Here is a 19,939-nt window from a genome sequence, read left to right on the forward strand (position 1 = left end):
TTCGGCAACGGCTCTGGCGCTATCGGATGCAGCAGAGCATGAGTCGCCGAGGGAATTGCTGGGATAACTCGCCGATGGAGCGCCTGTTCCGCAGTCTGAAGTCGGAGTGGGTCCCGTCAACGGGTTACCTGACGGCGCAGGAGGCCCAACGGGACATCAGTCATTACCTGATGCATCGCTACAACTGGATCAGGCCGCATCAATTCAACGACGGGTTACCACCTGCGGTGGCCGAAGAAAAACTCAACCCACTGTCCGGGATGGGTTGACCACTACACTGCCATGCCCTGGCACTGGGCAGGTCGTTGGATCGGTGACGCGGGCGGCGGGTTTTCCACTCATGTGCGGGTCCTTGCATCAGTGAGATGTGCTGGCCGTTCTGGTGGCCAATTCGGGATTGAACGAGTCGGCACCTATCGCCAGCGGAAGAAACGCAGAAGGGGACTTCTCCTTGTCCCACCTCCCGGCATTGGTTTCTTCTCCGGCCCGCCGAGGACCGTAGCGAGGTGCGCCGGTCAGTCTTGAGGGTGCGACGCGGAAGCGCCGGCTACCTGCAGCGCTGCAACTTCCAGCCGGGCGTCGCGGCGGGTCTGCTCCGTATGGCCCTGGATGATGCCGGGAATCAGGAAGGCATCGACGATCCACCAGATGCCGGTAATGATCAGGGGGAACAGGGTGAAACAACCGATCAGCGTGATGATCAGTTGGGTAACCGCCGTGCCGGTTTTCCCCAGGTAGAAGCGGTGTGCGCCGAAACCGCCCAGGAAGAACCACAGAAGATAGGCGGTGCCGGTGGATTTCTGGGCGTTGGAAACTTTCTGCTCCACGAGCATTTCAGACTGTAGTGACATGAGTTTTCCCACTGATCCATGCGGAAGACATGGTGGGAATTGAAACGTTGCCAACGGTGTTTTTTCAAGCGTCCAGTCTGAGGATGTTTTTGATTTGTAGTTTTATTGCGAGGCTCTGGAAGAGTCGGCCAGGAGTCGGAACTCCTGGACTTCGTAGAAGTGCTTAAAACAAACTGGCGAGTGGCTGGAGTTTATTGGCGAAAGGCGTCCGGCCGGGCGCCTTTCGCTTTTGTCCGTTAACTTCATAGTGGCGTGGTTTCGAACTTTATCTTTTGATAGTTCTCGAAAATGAACCTGTCTTCCGGCGACAGGGCCGTTTCGTCGAAGGGCAGGATCGCGCCGTCATGCATGACCTTGTAGTCGCGAGAGGTGATTTTCGTCTCCGCCGTGGTGAATGTACTCATGAAGCGCTTATGGGCATCCCCCTGGAACTCCTTCCTGTGCTGGAGGAAGTAGGCGAAGTCCATGTGCCCAACCATGAAGACGATGTTCCAGTCCTTCCTGGCGGCTATGTCCCATTTCCACATGGCGGAGAGTTTCCGCCTAATGGCCTGGTCGGACTCCCTCAGGGCCTTCTTGAGACAGTCGAAGGCGTAGGTACTGTCTATGTCGAATTCGCAGATGGTCAGGTAGTTCACGAACTTTTCGCCGAAGACACAACTGGAGCCGAGGGTGAAAATCTCGTATCCCGGGTAATACCTGCGAAAGAAATCAAGTTCCGTCAGGAACCAGTCTTCCAGTGCGGGTCGGCTGCTCTTTCCGTAGACGTTCTTGACGATGTCTGGCGTATATTCGAACCCTTCGCTGGTGCAGGTCAGAACGTTCTTCTCATCTTTGGCGATGACTATCCTGTTTTTTGCTCCTTTCGGTTCCTTTTTCATTTTTCTTGCCCTTCGAGCGTCTGTGGAGGCCGGTTTATCGTGTTTTGGAATCTCTGTTTTAGGTTTCGCTTTCCAGGGATATAAGACGCCTGCTTACCCTGGTAGTGAGTGTCTAGCTCAAATTCTTTTTCTGTGCTTGACGAAAAGTATGCGTCGGTTTCTCGGAGGCTCGTTTTCTTGGACGGGGAGTTTCGAACCTGAAGCCATGAATGTTTTCCTGCCAGCGTTCCAGAGCCTTGTTGGCGGCGGAATCGAACGGTCTCATTAACAGATTCGGGAAATATCATTCCGCGCGTCCGCAGCCAAAAGAGCGGGCTGGCGAAGCTCGCCGGGTGTCGGTCACGGTAGGGGAGGGAGCAGCAAGGCGAGCCGGCAACAGGAAAGGCCCGGCGCTGGAGGAGCAGGCAAGGGACTGGGCAAAGAAAAAGCCCCTGAAATTCACTAGGAAAATCAGGGGCTTATCGTTTGCGTTTGGTGGAGCCGGGGGGATTTGAACCCCCGTCCGCCAGCTCTCCGCTATCGGTTCTACATGCTTAGCCAGCTCTACTGAGTTAACTCCGCGCCGCCCGAGTGGCAGGGTGCTTGGAGCGAGCTGTATGAGTTTTAGCCGTTACGTCTACAGCGAACTTGGCGGCGATCCTGTTCTATCTGACAGTCGTTTCGGGTTTACAGGCATCCCCTAGCGACTGCTAGCCGCATTAAGCAGCTAGAGCGTAGTTGTCGTCGTTGGCAACTATAAGTTTGCAGCAGCGAATTTACGAGTTCTGCTACCAGCTCGGCATGCCCCTCAAGTTTTGTTACCGGCGTCGAATCCTAATCGGCCCCAAAACCTTGACAGGTCGACGACCAGTCTACGGCAAAGGGCTGCGAGAGTCCAATCCGCCGCTCATAAACCTTTGACGCCGCTGGGTTTCCCCTCCGGAGGCGGGCTCAGGTCCAGGGCTTTGGCCGGTGCCTTGGCGTTCCGCCCGGGCGCCAGCTGTTTTTCCACGTCGGCCTGGATCGCCTGCAACACCGGTTGCAGGTCGCGCATGTTGTCGCGGACCTCGGGGTAAGGGTGGTCCTTGGCGAAACCGGCGATGCGTTCCAGCAACTGGGCGCGCACCGGGGAGGGCAGGTGGATGAACAGCTCGGGCATTTCCTTGGCCAGTTCGGCGGAGTAGAGCACCAGGTCCTGGCGCTCGAACTGGGCGGTGAGGCCGAGGTAGTCGAGAGCGCTGCCGGTGAGCATCGCCGCGGCCGCCTTGGTTTCCTGCATACCCTGCAGGCGCGCGGGGTTGCGCTGTTCGGCCTGGGACAGGGTCATCCAGAATTCGACGGTGAGGGTGAACAGGATCGACTGCTCGCGCAGCGAGTAGCTCATCAGGCCCAGCGCCTCGGCGCCGTAGGGCTGTTTGGCGGCGCGGAAATCGAAGTACAGGCGCATCAGTTCCTTGAGCTTGAACAGCACTTCGCGGGCCTCGTTCTGGCGGATCTCCAGGGGGCTGTAGATGTTCAGCTGCGGGCGGAAGTTTTCCTCGCTGACCATGCGCAGGTAGAGCGGCCCGGTGAATTCGCCGCTGCGTCGCGGCAGGGCGTTCTTCTGGGTTTCCTCGATCTTCTTCAGGGCGTCGATCAGCACCTGGTAGTCGTGGCTGTCCCAGGGCTTCTGGATGTCCGGGATGCGCTGGCCGAGGTAGTAGAGGTCGGCGGCCGCGAGCGGGCGGCCGAGAACCAGTAAAAGGATGGCCAGCGGCCAGAGCAGGCGGCGTGATAGGGTCGGCACGGACTTTCCTTGCGGGGCGCGTGGATCGGCCTAGGTTAGCGATGGCCGGGGCCGCCGTCACCCCGCGCTTCGATTGGGGCGGACGGGATGGCAACGGCGCAGTGGGACGGCTTGCAGGCGGTATTCGAGGACCTCGGCGGCTACGGCGCGCTGGCGCGCCAGGCGGCGCAGGGCGAGGGGCCGCTGGTGGGGCATCTGCAACGAACCAACATCCAGCTCGCGGCGATCCCGGTGTTCACCCGCAAGGGGATCGCCGAGACCACGGTCAACGACTTGCTGGAGGCGGCGCGGGTCTCGCGGCGGACTTTCTACAAGTATTTCGCCGGCAAGCTGGAGGTGCTGGAAAGCATCTACCACAGCGCCGTGCAATTGCTGCTGGCGCGCTTCGGCGGGCTGCGCAGCGAGGCCGGCAGCGACGAGGACTGGTTGCGGGCGATGGTCTCGCTGTTCTTCGACTACCACCTGGCGGTCGGTCCGATCATTCGCATGATGCAGGAGGAGGCCCTGCATGCCGGCTCGCCGCTGGCGGCGCACCGGCAGCGCGCGCACCTGAAGATTATCGAGCTGTGGGCCGAGCGCCTGGGCGCCCAGGGCGCGGCCCACGATGCGCTGACCTACCGGGTGCTGATCTGGGCGATGGAGGCGGCTTCGCTGGAGCTGCTCAATGCCAGCGACCCGCTGGAGCTGCCGCGGGTCAAGCGGGTGCTCGGCGACCTGCTGGTGGGTACGCTCTGTCCCCGCACCCAGGCTCCGACGAGATTGCAAGGGTAACAGCCGGGCAGTCGCCGCTCGCGCCTACAGAACCTAGGTTGGGCTCGCAGTCCGTCGTGGCCATGCTCTGATGCCCTGTCATAACAACAAGACGGGAGACGTGCGTCCATGTCCGCGACACCCTATCTGCTGCAACCGCCGCTGGCGGTCGGATTCGCCCGCCTGGGCTTCGGCTCTCTCTCGCTGGAGTCGTTGCGCGAACGCTACGCCGCACCGTCCAGCGGCTCGCGCTTCATCGAGCTGGACGGTTTCCCGCTGCACTACCGCGACGAAGGCAGCCGCGACAAGCCGGTACTGGTGATGATCCACGGCGTAGTGGCCTCGCTGCACACCTGGGACGACTGGGTGAAGGCGATGTCGCCGTACTTCCGCATCGTGCGCTTCGACGTACCGGGCTTCGGCCTGACCGGGCCGGGGCGTGACAGCCGTTACTCTGGCGAGCGCATGGTGGCGATCCTCGGCCAGTTGCTCGATTTCCTGAAGATCGACAAGGCCTCGATCGCCGGCAACTCCCTGGGCGGCTATATCGCCTGGAACTTCGCCCTGGCGCAGCCGCAGCGGGTGGAGCGGCTGGTGCTGATCGACCCGGCCGGTTACCAGATGCGCAAGGTGCCGTGGATGATCGCCTCGGCGGCGCTGCCCGGCTCGACCCTGGCGATGCCGCTGTGGATGCCGCGAGCGCTGATCGCCCAGGGCATCAAGGAAGTCTATGGCGAGCCGGGGCGGATCAAGCCGGGGGTGGTCGACCGCTACTACGATCTGAGCCGCCGCCCGGGCAACCGCAAGGGCATGATGGAGATCTTCCGCGTGTTGCTGAAGGTCAACCGCGAGGAACTCGGCACCTCTGGCGAACGCATCGCCCGGATCGTCGCGCCGACCCTGCTGATGTGGGGCGAACGCGACCGCTGGATCTCGCCGAAGCACGTACCGCTGTGGCAACGCGACCTGCCGGGGATCCAGGTGAAGACCTATCCGGGCGTCGGGCATATCCCCATGGAGGAGATTCCCGAGCAGACCGCGGCGGATGCACTGCGCTTCCTGATGGCCTGATCCCAGGCCGTCATGAAGAAGCCCGCGCTGGTCAGTCGCGGGCTTTTTAATGCGTGGACGAAGGGCCGAAATACCAGGCAGGGCAGGGAAACGATGCATGCCCCTCTCGCGGCGCGGAGGGGCGGCGAGGAGGGTCAGGCGGCCTTCGGTTCCGGTTCGAACTGGTCGCGGTACTGCTCGATGAGGTGCAGGTTATTGTGCTGCCAGGGGTGGAAGTCCTTCTTGTAGAAGTCCAGGTACACGCCCACCAGCGAGCGGAACACGCCGTCCTTGCCCCACAGCCACTTGATGCCGTCGCGCCAGACCTTGAAGTTCCACAGCAGGCCGTCGCGCTTGAGCATGTGGACCAGGCCCTTGGTGGTGTCGAGGGCGAAGAAGAAGGTGCCCTGGACCATCGCCCGGCGGCGCAGCCTGGCCTTGCCGTTGACCAGCATGAACACGTCGTAGGCCACCGCCTTGTGCTCGGTTTCCTCCAGTGCGTGCCAGCGCCACAGGCGGGCCATGGTCGGGTCGGCGCCTTCCAGCCACCTGGGGTTGCTCAGCAGGCCGTCGGCCATGATCGCGGTGAGGTGCTCCAGGGCCGCGGTGGCCGCCAGTTGCCGCGACGGGTGCAGTTTCTGCTGGGCGAAGCGGATGCGCCGTTTGGCGCCGCCTTCCAGGCGGTCGATGTCGTAGCCGAGGGCGCGCAGGCGGTCGCTGTAGACCAGGTGCTCGCGGCTGTGGTGGCCTTCCTGGCCGATGAAGCCACGGATCTGTTGCTTCAGCGCCGGGTCCTCGACCCGTTCGCGGTAGTGGCGCACGGAGTCGATGAAGAAGCGCTCGCCATCGGGGAACAGCACCGACATGGCGTTGAACATGTGGGTCTTGAAAGCGTCGCCGCTGTGCCAATGGCGCGGCATCGGATCGGGCAGGTCGAAGTCCAGATGACGCGGGCGGATCTCCAGACCTTCGGGGGTGGTGCTGGCCATAGCGGCTCCCTGTGATGGTGAAGGACCATGGGATCGACTATCGCTTGCGGGGGATAGCCTCACAAGGTTATCTTCTGCCAACTTTCCGGTCATATCCGGCCAGCGGTCAGAACAATAAACAGCCATGAAACAACCGCTCAATTTCACCGCCGAACTGGTGCCGGTGGCCTATGCCGAGGCACTCCTCGATCTTGTCGCGGAGTACGGCGTATCCCGCCAGGCGCTGTTCGACGCTGCGCGGGTGCGTCCCGAGGTGCTGGACAGCCCGAACGGCCGCCTGTCCTTCCTCGACTTCAACCAGCTCACCTACAGCGCCCAGGCCCTGTGCGGCGAGCCGGCGCTGGGGCTGGTGCTCGGCCAGCGCCTGAACGTCTCCGCCCACGGCATCCTCGGCTACGCGGTGCTGTCCAGCGCCAACCTGGGCAAGGCCATCCAGTTCGCCCTCAAGTACTACCGGGTGCTCGGCCTGGCCTACGAACTGGAACTGGTGCTCGATGACGGCCGCGCCGAGTTGCGCGCGGTGGAGTCGATGCCGCTGGGCGCCGCCTCGGTGTTCGCCGCCGAGGGCCTGATGGCGACGCTGTATTCCATCGCCTGCTTCCTGGTCGGCGAGCCGTTGCAGGACGTGCGGGTCGGCTTCGCCTATCCGCCGCCGGCCCATGCCCGGCGCTACGCCGAGGTGTTCGGGGTGGCCGCGGAGTTCGAGCAGCCCTGGCACTGGCTGAGCATGCCCAGCGAGTACCTGGAACGACCGATGGCGCTGGCCAACCCGGCCACGGTGCAGATGTGCGAGCAGCAGTGCGAGGCGCTGCTGGCCACCCTGGACGTCCAGGAAGGCCTGCTGACCCGTGTGCGCCGCCTGCTGCTGGCGCGTCCCGGCGACTTCCCCGATCTCGAACAGGCCGCCCGCGAACTGCACACCAGCGGGCGCAGCCTGCGCCGGCACCTGTCGTCGTTGGGCACCACCTACCAGCAGGTCCTCGACGATGTGCGCAAGCGCCTGGCCCTGCAATACCTGACCACCACCCAGCTACCTCTGTACGAGATCGCCCTGCTGCTCGGCTTCAACGATTCGTCGAACTTCCGCCGGGCGTTTCGCAAGTGGACCGGCAAGCTGCCCAGCGACTACCGCGAAGCGCCCTGAGCCGACGCCGGCGATCCTCGGCAGCGGATGGATGTGCCATGCTTGGCGTTTCATAGAAATCCATGGCGCGCTTGCCGCGCCGACCGTGATCGGAGTCTTGCATGTCGACATCCCCCGCGCTGATCCGCGAAACCTTTCCCGTCGGGCCTTTGCAGTGCAACTGCACCATCATTGGCGATCCGCTGACCAGGAAGGCCATTGTCGTCGATCCGGGCGGCGACCACGAACTGATCCTGCAGCGCCTCGACCGCCTCGGTCTGCAGCTGGTCAGCATCATCCATACCCACGCGCACCTGGATCACTTCCTAGCCTCCGGCGAGATGAAGAAGCGCACCGGCGCCAGCCTGCACCTGCACAAGGACGACCAGTTCCTCTGGGACAACCTGGAGATGCAGTGCCAACTGTTCGGCGTGCCCTACACGCCGGTGCCGGCCCCGGACCGCTGGCTGGCCGACGACGAGGAACTGGCCTGCGGTTGCGGAGTGGCACTGCACACGCCGGGGCATACGCCGGGCTCGATGAGTTTCTGGTTCCCCCGGGCGAAGCTGCTGATCGCCGGCGACACCCTGTTCCGCCGTGGCATCGGCCGCACCGACCTGTGGGGCGGCGACTCGGCGGCGATCCAGCGTTCGATCCGGCAGCGCCTGTACAGCCTCGACGAGGACGCCACGGTGGTCGCCGGCCATGGCCCGGACACCACGCTAGGCGAAGAGATGCGCGAGAACCCCTTCGTCAGGGGCTGAAAAGGATTTTTCCGAGCATCGGGAATTTTGCCACTTGGCTATGCTCTAAGATATCGGCCGCCCCTCACGCAGGGGCGTTTCAGTACCTCGAGGAGTAGTTTTCCCATGTTCACCTCCCGTTGCCTGCCTCTGGCCGCAGCCGTCACCGCGCTGGCGCTGCTCGCCGGTTGTGCCAACAACAACCCCTACGACACGCAAAGCCAAAGCCAGGGTGGCATGAGCAAGACGGCCAAGTACGGCGGACTGGGTGCGCTGGCCGGCGCCGTCGCCGGCGCTGCGATCGACCACAACAACCGTGGCAAGGGCGCGCTGATCGGCGCTGCCGTTGCCGGCGCGGCCGCCGCGGGTTATGGCTACTACGCCGACAAGCAGGAAGCCGAGCTGCGTCGGCAGATGGAAGGCACCGGCGTGGAAGTGCAGCGCCAAGGTGACGACATCAAGCTGATCATGCCGGGCAACATCACCTTCGCCACCGATTCGGCGAACATCGCCCCGAGCTTCTACGCGCCGCTGAACAACCTGGCGAACTCGTTCAAGCAGTACAACCAGAACACCATCGAGATCGTCGGCTACACCGACAGCACCGGCAGCCGCCAGCACAACATGGACCTGTCCCAGCGTCGTGCGCAGAGCGTGGCCGGCTACCTGACCGCCCAGGGCGTCGACGGCACCCGCCTGAGCACCCGCGGCATGGGCCCGGACCAGCCGATCGCGAGCAACTCCACTGCCGACGGTCGCGCGCAGAACCGGCGTGTCGAGGTCAACCTGCGACCGGTTCCGGGCGCCCAGGGCCCGGCGCAGACCCAGCCGCAGTACTGATCGCGGCCTGGACGAAAAAGCCCGCCATTTGGCGGGCTTTTTCATGGGCGCTGGTCGGCGCTCTTCGTCCTACGCCTTGGCGTTACCGGGAAACTCGCGGTGCAGGCTGTCGAGCAACTGGTCCTTGCGCTCCCACAGCTGGTTGACCCATTGCTGGAATTCCGCGCGGTAGCCGGCATCCTGGTCGTAGCTCTTGCCAACGAACTGGCGCGGAATCTCCAGTTCCTCGAAGCGCACCACGACGTCCTTCAGGCGTCCGGAAAGCAGGCACCAGAAGGTCGGGCTGCCGTCCGGGTAGTGGATGGTCACGTTGACCAGGGTCTTCAATTGCTCGCCCATGGCGTCGAGGACGAAGGCGATACCGCCGGCCTTGGGCTTGAGCAGGTGGCGGAACGGCGACTGCTGCTCGTCGTGCTTGGCGCGGGTGAAACGGGTGCCTTCGAGGAAGTTGAACACCGCTACCGGGATGCGGCTGAACTTGGCGCAGGCCTTGCGCGTGGTCGCCAGGTCCTGGCCTTTCTTCTCCGGGTGCCTGGCCAGGTAGGCCTTGCTGTAGCGCTTCATGAAGGGGAAATCGAGGGCCCACCAGCACAGGCCGATGATCGGGACCCAGATCAGTTCCTGCTTGAGGAAGAAGCGCAGCAGCGGGATGCGTCGGTTCAACTGGTATTGCAGGACGAGGATGTCGACCCAGCTCTGGTGGTTGCTGGTGACCAGGTAGGAGTGTTGGTACTCCAGGCCCTCCAGGCCCTGGACGTTCCAGCGGGTGCGCTGGACCAGGTTCATCCAGCCCTTGTTGCAGGCGATCCAGCCTTCGGCGATCAGGCTCATGATCTTGCTGCACAGGCGCTGGGCGGCGGCGAACGGCAGGAGCAGCTTGACCAGGGTCATGCCGAACAGCAGGCAGGCCCAGCACAGGGTGCTGGACACCAGCAGCAGGCCGGCCAGGGAGCCGCGCAGGAAATGGGGGAGAAACGACAGCATCAAGGAGTCCTTGTACGTAGGCGCCCGGCCAGGGCCGGGCGCGTGGAGCGGGGCGTGGTCCCGCCGTTCACATGGCACATCCTCGTGCCTGGCCGAAGCCAGTGCCGCCCACTGAGCGGCGTTCCTTCAGGCCGGGGCCTGGGCGTCCGCCTGGATGGCGGTGAGGGCGATGGTGTAGACGATGTCTTCCACCAGCGCGCCGCGCGACAGGTCGTTCACCGGTTTGCGCAGGCCTTGCAGCATCGGCCCGACGCTGACGCAATCGGCGCTGCGCTGCACCGCCTTGTAGGTGGTGTTGCCGGTGTTCAGGTCGGGGAAGATGAACACCGTGGCCTGCCCGGCCACCGGGCTGTTCGGCGCCTTCTGGCGGCCGACGCTGGCGATGGCGGCGGCATCATACTGCAAGGGTCCGTCGATCAACAGGTCGGGGCGCTGCTCGCGCGCCAGGCGGGTGGCCTCGCGAACCTTGTCGACATCCACCCCGGAACCGGAGTCGCCGGTGGAGTAGCTGATCATCGCGACCCGTGCCGGGATGCCGAAAGCCTGCGCCGACGCGGCACTCTGCACGGCGATCTCGGCCAGGTCACTGGCCGAAGGATCGGGATTCACCGCGCAATCGCCGTAGACCAGCACCTGGTCCGGTAACAACATGAAAAACACTGACGACACCAGGTTGTAGCCGGGCGCGGTCTTGATCAGTTGCAGCGCCGGGCGGATGGTGCTGGCGGTGGTGTGGATGGCGCCGGAGACCAGGCCGTCGACCTCGTCCAGGGCAAGCATCATGGTCGCCAGGACCACGCTGTCCTCCAGTTGCTGCTCCGCCATCGGCGCGTTCAGCCCCTTGCCCTTGCGCAGCTCGACCATCGGTTCGACGTAGCGCTGCCGCACCAGGTCAGGGTCGATGATCTCCAGGCCTTCCGGTAGCACGATGCCCTGGGCCTGGGCCACTGCCTGGACCTCCTCCGGCTTGGCCAGCAGCACGCAGCGGGCGATGCCGCGCGCCTGGCAGATCGCCGCCGCCTGTACGGTGCGCGGCTCGCTGCCCTCGGGCAGGACGATGCGCTTGCCGGCCTTCTGCGCGCGTTGCACTACCTGGTAGCGGAACGCCGGTGGTGACAGGCGCAGCTCGCGCGGCGTGCCGCAGCGCTGCTTGAGCCATTCGAAATCGATGTGCCCGGCGACGAACTCGGTGACCCGCTCGGCGCGCTCGCGGTCGTCCACCGGGATTTCCTTGTTCATCCGGTTCAGGTTGGTCGCGGTGTCGTAGGAGCCGGTGGCCACCGACAGCACCGGCAGGCCGCCCTGCAGGGCGCCGCGGCAGAGTTCCATGATCCGCGGGTCGGGCGGGAAGTCGCTGCACAGCAGCAGGCCGGCCAAGGGTACGCCGTTCATCGCGGCCAGGCTGGCGGCGAGGATGATGTCGTCGCGGTCGCCGGGGGTCACCACCAGCACGCCGGGCTTGAGCAGTTGCACGGTGTTGGGCACGGCGCGGGCGCATAGCACGATCTTCTGCACCCGGCGCTGCTCGTAGTCGCCGGCGTTGATCACCCGTGCGCTGAGCAGGTCGGCGATGTCGCGGGTGCGCGCGGCGTTGAGTTCGTCCTGCCAGGGAATGCAGCCGATCAGGCGGAAGTCGTCGCGCAGCAGCGGCGAGTGTTCGGTGAGGCGCCGGGCGAAGTCCGCCACGCCGTCCTCGGCGTTGGCCGCGTCGGCCTCGCCGCGGACCTTGTTGAGGATCACCCCGAGTACCTTCGGGTCGCGCGGGCCGCCGAACAGCTGGGCCTGGATCTCGATACGGTCGGTCAGTTCGGTGAGCGTCTCGTTTTCCGGCGCGGAGACCAGGATCACCTCGGCGTCGAGACTCTTCGCCAGGTGGAAGTTGACCCGCGCGGCGTAGCTGGCGTGACGGGTCGGTACCATGCCTTCGACGATCACCACGTCCTTGTCGGCGGCGGCGCGCTGGTAGAGGCTGATGATCTCTTCGAGCAGTTCGTCCAGTTGGCCGTCGCCGAGCATGCGCTCGACCTGGGCCAGCGGCAGCGGCTTCGGCGTATCCAGGCCGTGGGTGCGCGCCACCAGTTCGCTGGAGCGCTCCGGGCCGAGGTCGCCGGGATGCAGTTGGGCGATGGGTTTGAAGAAGCCAACCTTCAGCCCGGCGCGTTCCAGGGCGCGAAGCAGGCCGAGGCTGATCGAGGTGAGGCCGACGCCGAAACCGGTCGGGGCGATGAAGAAGGTATGCATCTGGGCTCCTTAAGCCGTGCGTTTGGCCACGCCGCCTGGTTGGGCGGGGGCGTCGATCCAGTTCAGTCGAGCAGGGCCAGCGTGTCGAGGGCGATCTGCCGCTCTTCGTTGGTCGGGATCACCAGTACCCGCGGATGCCCCGCGGCCTGGATCGGCCCGGCGACGCCGCGCACGCAGCGGGCGTTGGCCTCCTGGTCGAGGCGCAGGTCGAACAGCCGCAGGTGGGCGGCGGTCTTGGCGCGCACCAGCGGCGAGTTCTCGCCGATGCCACCGGTGAAGATCACCCCGTCCAGTTGCGGCAGGGCGCAGCTCATCGCCGCCAGGGACTTGGCCAGGCGGTAGCAGAACACCTCGATCGCCAGGGCCGCGCCGGGGTGGCCCTGCTCGCGCTCCTGCTCCAGGGTGCGCATGTCGTTGGACAGGTCGGAGAGGCCGAGCAGGCCACTTTCGTTGTTCAGCATCGAGTCGATGCGCTCCAGGCTCCAGCCCAGGGTCCGCGCCAGGTGGCTGTGCAGGTTGGGGTCGACGTCGCCGCTGCGGGTGCCCATTACCAGGCCTTCCAGCGGGGTCAGGCCCATGCTGGTGTCGAGGCTCTGGCCGTTGACGATGGCGCAGGTCGAACTGCCGTTGCCGAGGTGGGCGCTGAGCCAACTGCTGTCGCCGACCGCCAACCCGGCCATTTCCGCGGCGCGGTGGCTGACGTAGCGGTGGCTGGTGCCGTGGAAGCCGTAGCGGCGTACGCCATGCTCGCGGTAGAGGGCTTCCGGGAGGGCGTAGCGGTAGGCGTGCTCCGGCAGGCTCTGGTGGAAGGCGGTGTCGAACACGGCGACGTGGGGCAGCTTGGGAAACAGCGTCATCGCTGCCTCGATGCCTTGCAGGTTGGCCGGGTTGTGCAGCGGCGCCAGCGGCGCGGTGGCCCGGATCGCCTCGACCACCCGGTCGTCGATGCGCGTGGCATGGGTGAACAGCTCGCCGCCATGCACCACCCGGTGGCCGATGCCGTGGAGCTTGCCGCCCGCGGCGTTCTGCACCATCGGCAGCAACTGGGCGAGGGCGGCGCGGTGGTCGGCGTTGGGAATCATCAGGCTGTCGCTGTCGCCGCCGCGCTTCCAGCGCAGCACCGCATCGCGGCTGCCCAGGCGCTCGGCGAGGCCGTGCAGGGGAAACAGGGAGTGGGCCTCGTTGACCAGGGCGAACTTGATCGACGAACTGCCGCAGTTGATCACCAGTATGTTGCGTGAGGGCATCACTGCTCCTTGGTCTGCTCTTCTTCTTCCCGGGCACACCAGCCGCAGCGAAATTCGCGGCCGAGCTGTCTGTGCCGCTCGTTTTCGTCAAGGACCCAGGCGCGCGATTGCCAGGGCGGTTGGTGGCGCAGGTGTTGAGTATGGCCACAGGACAAGACTGCCACCCAATGGCCTTCCTCGTCCTGATGAAAATCAATCACCCGCGACGGCGCTCGCGCGCCCCGTTCATCAGGGGCGCGGTCGCTTTCGGGGCTATTGATGCGTACACTTACGCATTCATCTTCTTTATCGAAAAGGTTTCGAACCATGCAGATCGCGGCCAACAAGGCGGTTTCCATCGACTATACCCTGACCAACGACGCCGGGGATGTCATCGACAGTTCCGCTGGTGGCGCGCCGCTGGTCTACCTGCACGGTGCCGGCAACATCATCGTCGGCCTGGAGAAGGCCCTGGAAGGCAAGAACGTCGGTGACGAACTGAGCGTCGCCATCGAGCCGGAAGACGCCTATGGCGAATACAGCGCCGAACTGGTCGCGACCCTGACCCGCGAGATGTTCGAAGGCGTCGACGAACTGGAAGTCGGCATGCAGTTCCACGCCTCGGCTCCGGACGGCGGCATGCAGATCGTCACCATCCGCGACATCGACGGCGACGACGTGACCGTCGACGGCAACCATCCGCTGGCCGGCCAGCGCCTGAACTTCAAGGTCAAGGTAGTCGACGTGCGCGAGGCCAACGCCGAGGAAATCGCCCACGGCCACATCCATGGCGAAGGCGGTCACCACCACTGATCGGCGTTCATTCGCCGATTGACGGCCTGGGCCGTCCGCCGGCGGAACTGCTAAGCTGGTATAGCGAAAGGCGCCTGTGGGCGCCTTTCGCGTCATGCGCCATGCCTGGGCTCTTTACCCCGTCCCTGGGGATGCGCCGCAGCCAGGGTTCTTGCCCGGTGCGGGGCTTGGCACGTTGTGTCGCTGAATGCGCAAGGAGTACGTCATGAGTGCCTTTCACGATCTCACCCTGCAGGGGTTGGATGGACAGGACCTGCCGCTTTCCCCGTTCAAGGGCAAGGTGCTGCTGGTGGTCAATGTCGCCTCCAAATGCGGCCTGACACCCCAGTACGCCGGCCTGGAGAATCTCTACCAGACCTACCGCGAGCGCGGTTTCGCGGTGCTCGGCGTGCCCTGCAACCAGTTCGCCGGGCAGGAACCGGGCAGCGAGGCGGATATCCAGTCCTTCTGTAGCCTGAACTATGGCGTCAGCTTCCCGATGAGCGCCAAGGTCGAGGTCAACGGCAGCGCGCGGCATCCGCTCTATCGCCTGCTGGCGGGCGAGGGCGCGGAGTTTCCCGGCGACATCACCTGGAACTTCGAGAAATTCCTCCTCGGTCCCGACGGTCGCGTGCTGGCGCGTTTCAGCCCGCGCACGGCGCCGGACGACCCGGCCCTGGTGCAAGCCATCGAGAAGGCCCTGGGTTGATCTCCCCCGCGGGACGCGTTCGCGTCCCGCCGCTTCCTTTCCTGTCTTGCGCCGGTTCATGACGCAACGCGATAAGTCCCTGCCTGTAACGCCTGATCACCGCCGTTGATAATGCTGGGCGGACGAGACGACCGGTCATATTCTCTCGTTCCATGACTAGCAACCGACTCGACAAGCGCGAACTGATCCTGGCCAAGGGCTCCGAGGTCATGACCCGGCGTGGCTACCACGGCACCGGGGTACTGGAGATCGTCCAGGCCGCGCGCATCCCCAAGGGCTCCTTCTATCACTACTTCGACAGCAAGGAAGCCTTCGCCCAGCAGGCCCTGGAGCACGTCTACGCGCCGCGCCTGGCGCGCTACGCCCAGGCCCTCGGCGACAGCCGCTTCAGCCCGCGCGAGCGGGTGGTGCGCTACTACGGCGAGCTGCTGGAGCACTTCGCCCGCCAGGAAAAGCCCGAATACCACTGCTTCATCGGCAGCCTGAGCTTCGAGATGGCCGAGCTGTCGCCGCCGATCGCGGCCAAGGTCGAGTCGATCCTGCAGGCTTCCGCGCAAATCCTCCAGGACTGCCTGGAGCAGGCGCGCGAGGCCGGCGAACTGGCCGCCGACGAGGACTGCGCGAGCCTGGCCGGCTTCATCGGCTTCGCCTGGCAGGGCGCCCTGGCGCGCTTCAAGGTCGGCGCCGGCCTCGCTCCGTTGAATGCTTTCATGTCGCGCCTGGAGCTGCTGCTCCGCGCCTGATACCTGCCCGAACCTCCCATTCCCCCTCAGGAGTCCGTCCATGAGTGCCCCCGTAGAAGCCCTGTTCCAACCGTTCCGTCTCGGCGCCCTGGAGCTGCCCACCCGTGTGGTGATGGCGCCGATGACCCGCAACTTTTCCCCGGGCGGCGTACCCAACGCCAAGGTCGTCGAGTACTACCGCCGGCGCGCCGCCGCCGGCGTCGGCCTGATCGTCAGCGAAGGCACCACGGTCGGCCACAAGGCCGCCAACGGTTATCCGAACGTGCCGCGCTTCTATGGCGAGGACGCCCTGGCCGGCTGGAAGCAGGTGGTCGATGCAGTGCATGCCGAGGGCGGGCGCATCGTTCCGCAGCTCTGGCACGTCGGCAGCGTTCGGCGCCTGGGCGTGGAGCCGGACGCCAGCGTGCCCGGCTACGGCCCGATGGAGAAGGCCAAGGACGGCAAGGTGCTGGTCCACGGCATGAGCAAGGCCGACATCCAGGAAGTCATCGCCGCCTTCGCCCAGGCCGCCCGCGACGCCCAGGCGATCGGCATGGACGGGGTGGAGATCCACGGCGCCCACGGCTACCTGATCGACCAGTTCTTCTGGGAAGGCAGCAACCAGCGGGACGACGAGTACGGCGGCAGCCTGGCCAATCGCTCGCGCTTCGCCGTCGAGCTGGTGCGGGCGGTGCGCGCGGCGGTCGGCGCGGATTTCCCGATCATCTTCCGCTTCTCCCAATGGAAGCAGCAGGACTATTCCGCGCGCCTGGTGGAAACCCCGGAGGGCCTGCGCGAGTTCCTCGCGCCGCTGGTGGAGGCCGGCGTCGATATCTTCCACTGCTCGACCCGCCGCTTCTGGATTCCCGAGTTCGAAGGCTCGGAACTCAACCTGGCCGGCTGGACCCGCGAGCTGACCGGCAAGCCGACCATTACCGTGGGTAACGTCGGCCTGGACGGCAGCGAGTTCCTGCAATTCTTCGGCAAAACCGACGAGGTGGCGCAGCCGGCGAGCATCGACGGCCTGGTGGAGCGCCTGGACAAGGGCGAGTTCGACCTGGTCGCGGTGGGCCGCGCGCTGCTGGTGGATCCGGAGTGGGCGGTGAAGGTCCGCGAGGGGCGCATCGGCGACATCAAGCCGTTCAGCCGCGAGGCCCTGGCCAGCCTGGTCTGAAGGCGCGTCCGCGACACACCGGTCCGGCGCTGCGCCGGCAAGGAAATCCCACCCCTCGGGGTGGGATTTTTCATGGCCGTGATTTTTTCCGAAAACCCGCCCTGCGACCGGCTGACTTCAAAGTCCGAAACCGGCATTGTATGACCGCCAACACAACAATAGGCCGAGAAACGGCCAGAGGAGCGAATCCATGCGTATCGGCCTGGTGGTCGACGCGACCTGCGACCTGCCGCCCGAATTCCTCGCCGCCCACGGCATCCGCGTGATGCCGATCGGGATCCGCCTGGGCGAGCAGCGGCTCATCGATCGACGCGACCCCGACACCACCCTGAGCTTCTACCGCGACCACCTGCCCAAGGTCGGTAGCAAGGACGGCAGCCAGCCGCTCTCCGCCGCCGAGTTGCAACAATGGTTCCTCGACGAACTGGTGACCGACTTCGACTACGTGGTCTGCCTCACCGTCGACAGCCTGCGCAGTCCGATCTTCGAGCACGCCACCCAGGCCTCCTTCGGCCTGCTACAGCACTACCACGAGCGCCGCCACGCGGCCGGCATCGCCGGTCCCTTCACCCTGCGCGTACTCGACAGCCACTCGGTTTTCGCCGGCATCGCCTGCCTGGCGGCCGAGGGCACGCGCCTGCTGGCGCAGGGCAGCCACCCCAACGCGCTGCGTACGCGCCTCGAACAGCTCAGCCAGCAGACCTGCACCTACCTGGTCGCCGATGACCTGGGCCACTTGCGCCGGCGCGGCTTCCAGAAGGGTGATCGCAGCGGTTTCGTCGACCGGGTCAAGGGCGCAGCGCTGGGGTTGGGCTCGCTGCTCGACGTCAAGCCGGTGTTCAGCCTGGCCGATGGCGAGGAAAAACCGGTGGCGCTCTCGCCGAGCTTCGAGAAGTCGGCGGAGAAGCTGTTCGGCTATGCCCTGGCGCGGGTACAGGCGGGTGAGCTGCTGGCACCGCAACTGGGTCTCAGCTATGCCGGCGATCCGACCGCGCTGCGCGACCTGCCGGGCTTCGCCGCGCTGGAGAACGCCTGCCGCGAGCGCGACATCCACTTGCACCTGGGCATGCTCAGCCCTACCGGCGGCATCAACCTGGGCGCCGGGGCCATGAGCCTGGGCTTCATCGCCACGTCGAAAGCCTTTGCCTGAGAGCTACTCGCGGCTGCGAGGCAAGGCCCCGCCATCCTCTGCCGGCGGTCGCTCGGGCTTCGACCGAGCGGGCTGGACCAGCGGACTGGCGCAGGCGTCTTCCAGGTAGTTCTGGAAGTGCTCGACGATACTGTCCCAACCTTGCCGGCTGGCGTGTTGGCGGGCGTTGAGACGGACCCGGCGCAGGCGTTCCTGGTCGTCCAGCAGCCAACTGGCGATTTCGACGAAGCCGCTCTTGTCGCCCGGCGCGGCGAGCACGCCGTTGTGCCCATGGCGGATGTGCTGGCCGGCGGCGGCCTGGTCGAAGGCGACCACCGCGAGGCCGGCGGCCTGGGCTTCGAGGACCACGTTGCCGAAGGTCTCCGACAGGCTTGGGAAGAGGAACAGGTCGCCCGAGGCGTAGTGGGCGGCCAGGGTTTCGCCGCGCTGGACGCCGCAGAACAGCGCTTCGGGCAGGTCCCGTTCGAGGTGCCTGCGCTCCGGCCCGTCGCCCACCAGTACCAGGCGCAGCTTCAGCTGCGGATGGGCGGCGCAGAGCGCGCGGAAGGTGCCGCCGAGCAGGCCGAGGTTCTTCTCTGCCGCCAGCCGGCCGACGTGCAGCACGGCGATGTCCTGTTCGCCCAGGCCCCAGCGCCGGCGTAGTTCGGGATCGCGCCGGGAGGGATGGAAGAGTTGGCTGTCGACCCCGCGGGAGAGCAGGTTGAGACGTTCGAAACCGCGCCGCTGCAATTCCATGCGCTGGCTGCCGCTGGGCACCAGGGTCATCTGCGTGCGGTTGTGGAACCAGCGCAGGTAGCCGGTGACCAGCCGGGTCAGCGGACCGAAGCCGTAGTGCTCGCTGTACTGCTGGAAGTTTGTGTGGAAGCCGCTGACTGCCGGGATGCCCAGGCGCCGCGCGGCGCGCAGGGCAGAGAAGCCGAGCGGGCCTTCGGTGGCGATGTAGAGCACGTCCGGGCGCTGGCGCTTCCAGCAGCGCAGCAGCTTGTGCAGGCTCGACATGCCCCATTGCAGGCCGGGGTAGCCGGGCAACGGCCAGCCGCGGGTCAGCACCAGCTCGGCGTCGCTGCGCCGGCCGTCGTCGCCGGGCTGGCGCGGGCGCACCACCTGGACCCGATGGCCAAGCTGCTGGAGACCGGCATGCAGGCGACCCAGGGTATTGGCGACGCCGTTGACTTCCGGTGGGTAGGTTTCGCTGATCAGGGCGATGCTTAGAGGTCTGCTCATGACGTCAGTGTCGACCGACGCCGTGTAGCGGATGTGAAGTTTTGGTGACGCTTGCGTGACGGCGCCCCTGTCGGGGCGCCGTGGATTTCAGCGTTGCAGCAGGCGTGGGTTCTCCTCGCCGAAGATCTGCTTGCGCAGGGCCTTGAGGCGTTCGTCGATGGCGGCGTGACGCTGCTCCTCGTCGTCGACGCTGGCGAGCACCTCGGCGATCACCTTGTCCGACTCTTGCGCGTATTCGCGCAGTTGCTCTTCCTCGCCAGGCGTCGGCGCTTGCTGCTGGACGGAGGCGTTGTCCTTGAGCGCCATCCAGATCTCGAAGTCGAGCGCCTCGCGGCGCCTGGCATCGGCCTCCACATAGGGCGTCAGACGCTGGATCTCCTCGAAGGTCTGGCGCGGATCGGCGCCGACCGCCACCTCGCGCTTGAGCTGTTCGATCAGGCCTTCGGCGGCCTGCTTGCGTTCGATCTCGGACATCTGCCTGGCGTTGCGGCCGAACTCGCCGAGTTGCTGTTCCAGATTGTCGGGAGCGGTGGCTGTATTCATCTCGGGGGCTCGGGAAGGAATGGAAGGTTTTGCCGCCGGTGTGGCCTGCGGGGGAGACGCGAAGGGCGCGACGGGCGCCGGCTCCGATGGGTAAAACAACAGGACGGCGCCGATGGCCGTGCCGCAGAGCAGCAGGGCCAGCAAGGTCCAGGTCAGGGTAGGTCTCATGCGATGGACTCCTC

At 65.6% G+C, this 19,939-nt stretch carries 21 protein-coding genes, 1 other RNA gene and 1 pseudogene; 11 read left to right on the plus strand and 12 right to left on the minus strand.

Going from position 1 to position 19,939, the window contains the following annotated elements; all coding sequences use genetic code 11:
• Positions 1 to 269 (plus strand): integrase core domain-containing protein (locus tag LJF27_RS27520; RefSeq protein ID WP_165948786.1); only part of this gene is annotated, 269 nt, incomplete at its 5' end.
• Positions 270 to 276: 7 nt separating this feature from the next.
• Here the strand turns inward: LJF27_RS27520 and LJF27_RS27525 are convergent.
• The 5 genes and pseudogenes from LJF27_RS27525 to LJF27_RS27545 form a co-directional block, all read right to left on the minus strand.
• Positions 277 to 342 (minus strand): annotated as a pseudogene (locus LJF27_RS27525) (Rhs element Vgr protein); the annotation flags it as partial.
• A 173-nt stretch (positions 343 to 515) separates the two neighbouring features.
• Positions 516 to 851 (minus strand): TM2 domain-containing protein, encoded by a 336-nt coding sequence (locus tag LJF27_RS27530; protein WP_003140884.1) that lies wholly within the window; start codon positions 849 to 851, stop codon positions 516 to 518.
• A 242-nt stretch (positions 852 to 1,093) separates the two neighbouring features.
• Positions 1,094 to 1,732, minus strand: a complete 639-nt coding sequence (locus tag LJF27_RS27535; RefSeq protein WP_003140882.1) for a hypothetical protein — start codon at positions 1,730 to 1,732, stop codon at positions 1,094 to 1,096.
• A gap of 472 nt (positions 1,733 to 2,204) precedes the next feature.
• Positions 2,205 to 2,557, minus strand: a transfer-messenger RNA (tmRNA) gene (gene ssrA, locus LJF27_RS27540).
• Positions 2,558 to 2,618: 61 nt separating this feature from the next.
• Positions 2,619 to 3,497, minus strand: coding sequence for a hypothetical protein (locus LJF27_RS27545; RefSeq protein WP_010793874.1), 879 nt, complete (start codon positions 3,495 to 3,497; stop codon positions 2,619 to 2,621).
• 87 nt (positions 3,498 to 3,584) lie between these two features.
• On the opposite strand from LJF27_RS27545, the gene LJF27_RS27550 reads away from it, so the two are divergent.
• Together LJF27_RS27550 and LJF27_RS27555 are read left to right on the plus strand one after the other, a co-directional pair.
• Positions 3,585 to 4,268, plus strand: coding sequence for a TetR/AcrR family transcriptional regulator (locus tag LJF27_RS27550; RefSeq protein ID WP_003120766.1), 684 nt, complete (start codon positions 3,585 to 3,587; stop codon positions 4,266 to 4,268).
• Between the two features lie 108 nt (positions 4,269 to 4,376).
• Positions 4,377 to 5,318, plus strand: coding sequence for an alpha/beta fold hydrolase (locus LJF27_RS27555; protein ID WP_003085798.1), 942 nt, complete (start codon positions 4,377 to 4,379; stop codon positions 5,316 to 5,318).
• Positions 5,319 to 5,452: 134 nt separating this feature from the next.
• On the opposite strand, the gene LJF27_RS27560 is transcribed toward LJF27_RS27555, so the two are convergent.
• Positions 5,453 to 6,286 (minus strand): metal-dependent hydrolase, encoded by an 834-nt coding sequence (locus LJF27_RS27560; protein WP_003109433.1) that lies wholly within the window; start codon positions 6,284 to 6,286, stop codon positions 5,453 to 5,455.
• 124 nt (positions 6,287 to 6,410) lie between these two features.
• Between LJF27_RS27560 and oruR the strand changes: the two genes are divergently transcribed.
• From oruR to LJF27_RS27575, 3 genes are all read left to right on the plus strand, one after another.
• Positions 6,411 to 7,430 carry an ornithine utilization transcriptional regulator OruR gene (oruR, locus tag LJF27_RS27565; protein WP_003114220.1) on the plus strand — a complete coding sequence of 340 codons (1,020 nt, stop codon included), beginning with the start codon at positions 6,411 to 6,413 and terminating at the stop codon, positions 7,428 to 7,430.
• A 101-nt stretch (positions 7,431 to 7,531) separates the two neighbouring features.
• A complete protein-coding gene (locus LJF27_RS27570) occupies positions 7,532 to 8,173 on the plus strand; it encodes an MBL fold metallo-hydrolase (protein ID WP_016253776.1) in 642 nt (213 codons plus the stop codon).
• A gap of 105 nt (positions 8,174 to 8,278) precedes the next feature.
• Entirely contained in the window at positions 8,279 to 8,992 is a 714-nt protein-coding gene (locus LJF27_RS27575) for an OmpA family protein (protein WP_003085808.1), read from the plus strand.
• A 69-nt stretch (positions 8,993 to 9,061) separates the two neighbouring features.
• On the opposite strand, the gene LJF27_RS27580 is transcribed toward LJF27_RS27575, so the two are convergent.
• The 4 genes from LJF27_RS27580 to LJF27_RS27595 all read right to left on the minus strand — a co-directional run bounded on the left by LJF27_RS27580 (position 9,062) and on the right by LJF27_RS27595 (position 13,802).
• Positions 9,062 to 9,976, minus strand: a complete 915-nt coding sequence (locus tag LJF27_RS27580; protein ID WP_003085811.1) for an acyltransferase — start codon at positions 9,974 to 9,976, stop codon at positions 9,062 to 9,064.
• 126 nt (positions 9,977 to 10,102) lie between these two features.
• Positions 10,103 to 12,217: a phosphate acetyltransferase gene (gene pta, locus LJF27_RS27585; protein WP_003114221.1), complete on the minus strand. Its 2,115-nt coding sequence runs from the start codon at positions 12,215 to 12,217 to the stop codon at positions 10,103 to 10,105.
• Between the two features lie 62 nt (positions 12,218 to 12,279).
• Positions 12,280 to 13,464: an acetate kinase gene (locus LJF27_RS27590; protein ID WP_003085814.1), complete on the minus strand. Its 1,185-nt coding sequence runs from the start codon at positions 13,462 to 13,464 to the stop codon at positions 12,280 to 12,282.
• Positions 13,464 to 13,802 carry a DUF3565 domain-containing protein gene (locus tag LJF27_RS27595; protein WP_003109430.1) on the minus strand — a complete coding sequence of 113 codons (339 nt, stop codon included), beginning with the start codon at positions 13,800 to 13,802 and terminating at the stop codon, positions 13,464 to 13,466. The genes LJF27_RS27590 and LJF27_RS27595 overlap by 1 nt, the downstream gene beginning before the upstream one ends.
• Between LJF27_RS27595 and LJF27_RS27600 the strand changes: the two genes are divergently transcribed.
• The 5 genes from LJF27_RS27600 (at position 13,771) to LJF27_RS27620 (ending at position 17,990) form a co-directional block, all read left to right on the plus strand.
• Positions 13,771 to 14,256 (plus strand): FKBP-type peptidyl-prolyl cis-trans isomerase, encoded by a 486-nt coding sequence (locus LJF27_RS27600; protein ID WP_003085816.1) that lies wholly within the window; start codon positions 13,771 to 13,773, stop codon positions 14,254 to 14,256. The genes LJF27_RS27595 and LJF27_RS27600 overlap by 32 nt on opposite strands.
• A 205-nt stretch (positions 14,257 to 14,461) precedes the next feature.
• On the plus strand, positions 14,462 to 14,944 hold the full coding sequence (locus LJF27_RS27605; RefSeq protein WP_003109429.1) for a glutathione peroxidase: 483 nt from the start codon (positions 14,462 to 14,464) through the stop codon (positions 14,942 to 14,944).
• A 152-nt stretch (positions 14,945 to 15,096) separates the two neighbouring features.
• Positions 15,097 to 15,687, plus strand: coding sequence for a TetR/AcrR family transcriptional regulator (locus tag LJF27_RS27610; RefSeq protein WP_003158116.1), 591 nt, complete (start codon positions 15,097 to 15,099; stop codon positions 15,685 to 15,687).
• A 40-nt stretch (positions 15,688 to 15,727) separates the two neighbouring features.
• Entirely contained in the window at positions 15,728 to 16,840 is a 1,113-nt protein-coding gene (locus LJF27_RS27615; protein WP_003085824.1) for an NADH:flavin oxidoreductase, read from the plus strand.
• Positions 16,841 to 17,030: 190 nt separating this feature from the next.
• Positions 17,031 to 17,990 (plus strand): DegV family protein, encoded by a 960-nt coding sequence (locus LJF27_RS27620; protein WP_023116710.1) that lies wholly within the window; start codon positions 17,031 to 17,033, stop codon positions 17,988 to 17,990.
• Positions 17,991 to 17,993: 3 nt separating this feature from the next.
• Here LJF27_RS27620 and LJF27_RS27625 read toward each other — a convergent pair whose 3' ends face one another.
• Both LJF27_RS27625 and plcR read right to left on the minus strand, forming a co-directional pair.
• Positions 17,994 to 19,214 carry a glycosyltransferase family 4 protein gene (locus tag LJF27_RS27625; RefSeq protein ID WP_003158118.1) on the minus strand — a complete coding sequence of 407 codons (1,221 nt, stop codon included), beginning with the start codon at positions 19,212 to 19,214 and terminating at the stop codon, positions 17,994 to 17,996.
• An 87-nt stretch (positions 19,215 to 19,301) separates the two neighbouring features.
• Positions 19,302 to 19,925: a phospholipase C accessory protein PlcR gene (gene plcR, locus LJF27_RS27630; protein ID WP_020750501.1), complete on the minus strand. Its 624-nt coding sequence runs from the start codon at positions 19,923 to 19,925 to the stop codon at positions 19,302 to 19,304.
• Between the last annotated feature and the right edge of the window lie 14 nt (positions 19,926 to 19,939).

Origin of the sequence: Pseudomonas sp. 203-8 (assembly GCF_020708595.1) — a bacterium.
GTDB lineage: Bacteria > Pseudomonadota > Gammaproteobacteria > Pseudomonadales > Pseudomonadaceae > Pseudomonas > Pseudomonas aeruginosa.

What these genes read in the sequence shown, in the direction of transcription:
- LJF27_RS27530 (WP_003140884.1), bottom strand. Translation starts at nt 851, where the DNA reads ATGTCACTACAGTCTGAAATGCTCGTGGAGCAGAAAGTTTCCAACGCC.
- LJF27_RS27535 (WP_003140882.1), bottom strand. Translation starts at nt 1,732, where the DNA reads ATGAAAAAGGAACCGAAAGGAGCAAAAAACAGGATAGTCATCGCCAAA.
- LJF27_RS27550 (WP_003120766.1), top strand. Translation starts at nt 3,585, where the DNA reads ATGGCAACGGCGCAGTGGGACGGCTTGCAGGCGGTATTCGAGGACCTC.
- LJF27_RS27555 (WP_003085798.1), top strand. Translation starts at nt 4,377, where the DNA reads ATGTCCGCGACACCCTATCTGCTGCAACCGCCGCTGGCGGTCGGATTC.
- LJF27_RS27560 (WP_003109433.1), bottom strand. Translation starts at nt 6,286, where the DNA reads ATGGCCAGCACCACCCCCGAAGGTCTGGAGATCCGCCCGCGTCATCTG.
- oruR (WP_003114220.1), top strand. Translation starts at nt 6,411, where the DNA reads ATGAAACAACCGCTCAATTTCACCGCCGAACTGGTGCCGGTGGCCTAT.
- LJF27_RS27570 (WP_016253776.1), top strand. Translation starts at nt 7,532, where the DNA reads ATGTCGACATCCCCCGCGCTGATCCGCGAAACCTTTCCCGTCGGGCCT.
- LJF27_RS27575 (WP_003085808.1), top strand. Translation starts at nt 8,279, where the DNA reads ATGTTCACCTCCCGTTGCCTGCCTCTGGCCGCAGCCGTCACCGCGCTG.
- LJF27_RS27580 (WP_003085811.1), bottom strand. Translation starts at nt 9,976, where the DNA reads ATGCTGTCGTTTCTCCCCCATTTCCTGCGCGGCTCCCTGGCCGGCCTG.
- pta (WP_003114221.1), bottom strand. Translation starts at nt 12,217, where the DNA reads ATGCATACCTTCTTCATCGCCCCGACCGGTTTCGGCGTCGGCCTCACC.
- LJF27_RS27590 (WP_003085814.1), bottom strand. Translation starts at nt 13,464, where the DNA reads ATGCCCTCACGCAACATACTGGTGATCAACTGCGGCAGTTCGTCGATC.
- LJF27_RS27600 (WP_003085816.1), top strand. Translation starts at nt 13,771, where the DNA reads ATGCAGATCGCGGCCAACAAGGCGGTTTCCATCGACTATACCCTGACC.
- LJF27_RS27595 (WP_003109430.1), bottom strand. Translation starts at nt 13,802, where the DNA reads ATGGAAACCGCCTTGTTGGCCGCGATCTGCATGGTTCGAAACCTTTTC.
- LJF27_RS27605 (WP_003109429.1), top strand. Translation starts at nt 14,462, where the DNA reads ATGAGTGCCTTTCACGATCTCACCCTGCAGGGGTTGGATGGACAGGAC.
- LJF27_RS27610 (WP_003158116.1), top strand. Translation starts at nt 15,097, where the DNA reads ATGACTAGCAACCGACTCGACAAGCGCGAACTGATCCTGGCCAAGGGC.
- LJF27_RS27615 (WP_003085824.1), top strand. Translation starts at nt 15,728, where the DNA reads ATGAGTGCCCCCGTAGAAGCCCTGTTCCAACCGTTCCGTCTCGGCGCC.
- LJF27_RS27620 (WP_023116710.1), top strand. Translation starts at nt 17,031, where the DNA reads ATGCGTATCGGCCTGGTGGTCGACGCGACCTGCGACCTGCCGCCCGAA.
- LJF27_RS27625 (WP_003158118.1), bottom strand. Translation starts at nt 19,214, where the DNA reads ATGAGCAGACCTCTAAGCATCGCCCTGATCAGCGAAACCTACCCACCG.
- plcR (WP_020750501.1), bottom strand. Translation starts at nt 19,925, where the DNA reads ATGAGACCTACCCTGACCTGGACCTTGCTGGCCCTGCTGCTCTGCGGC.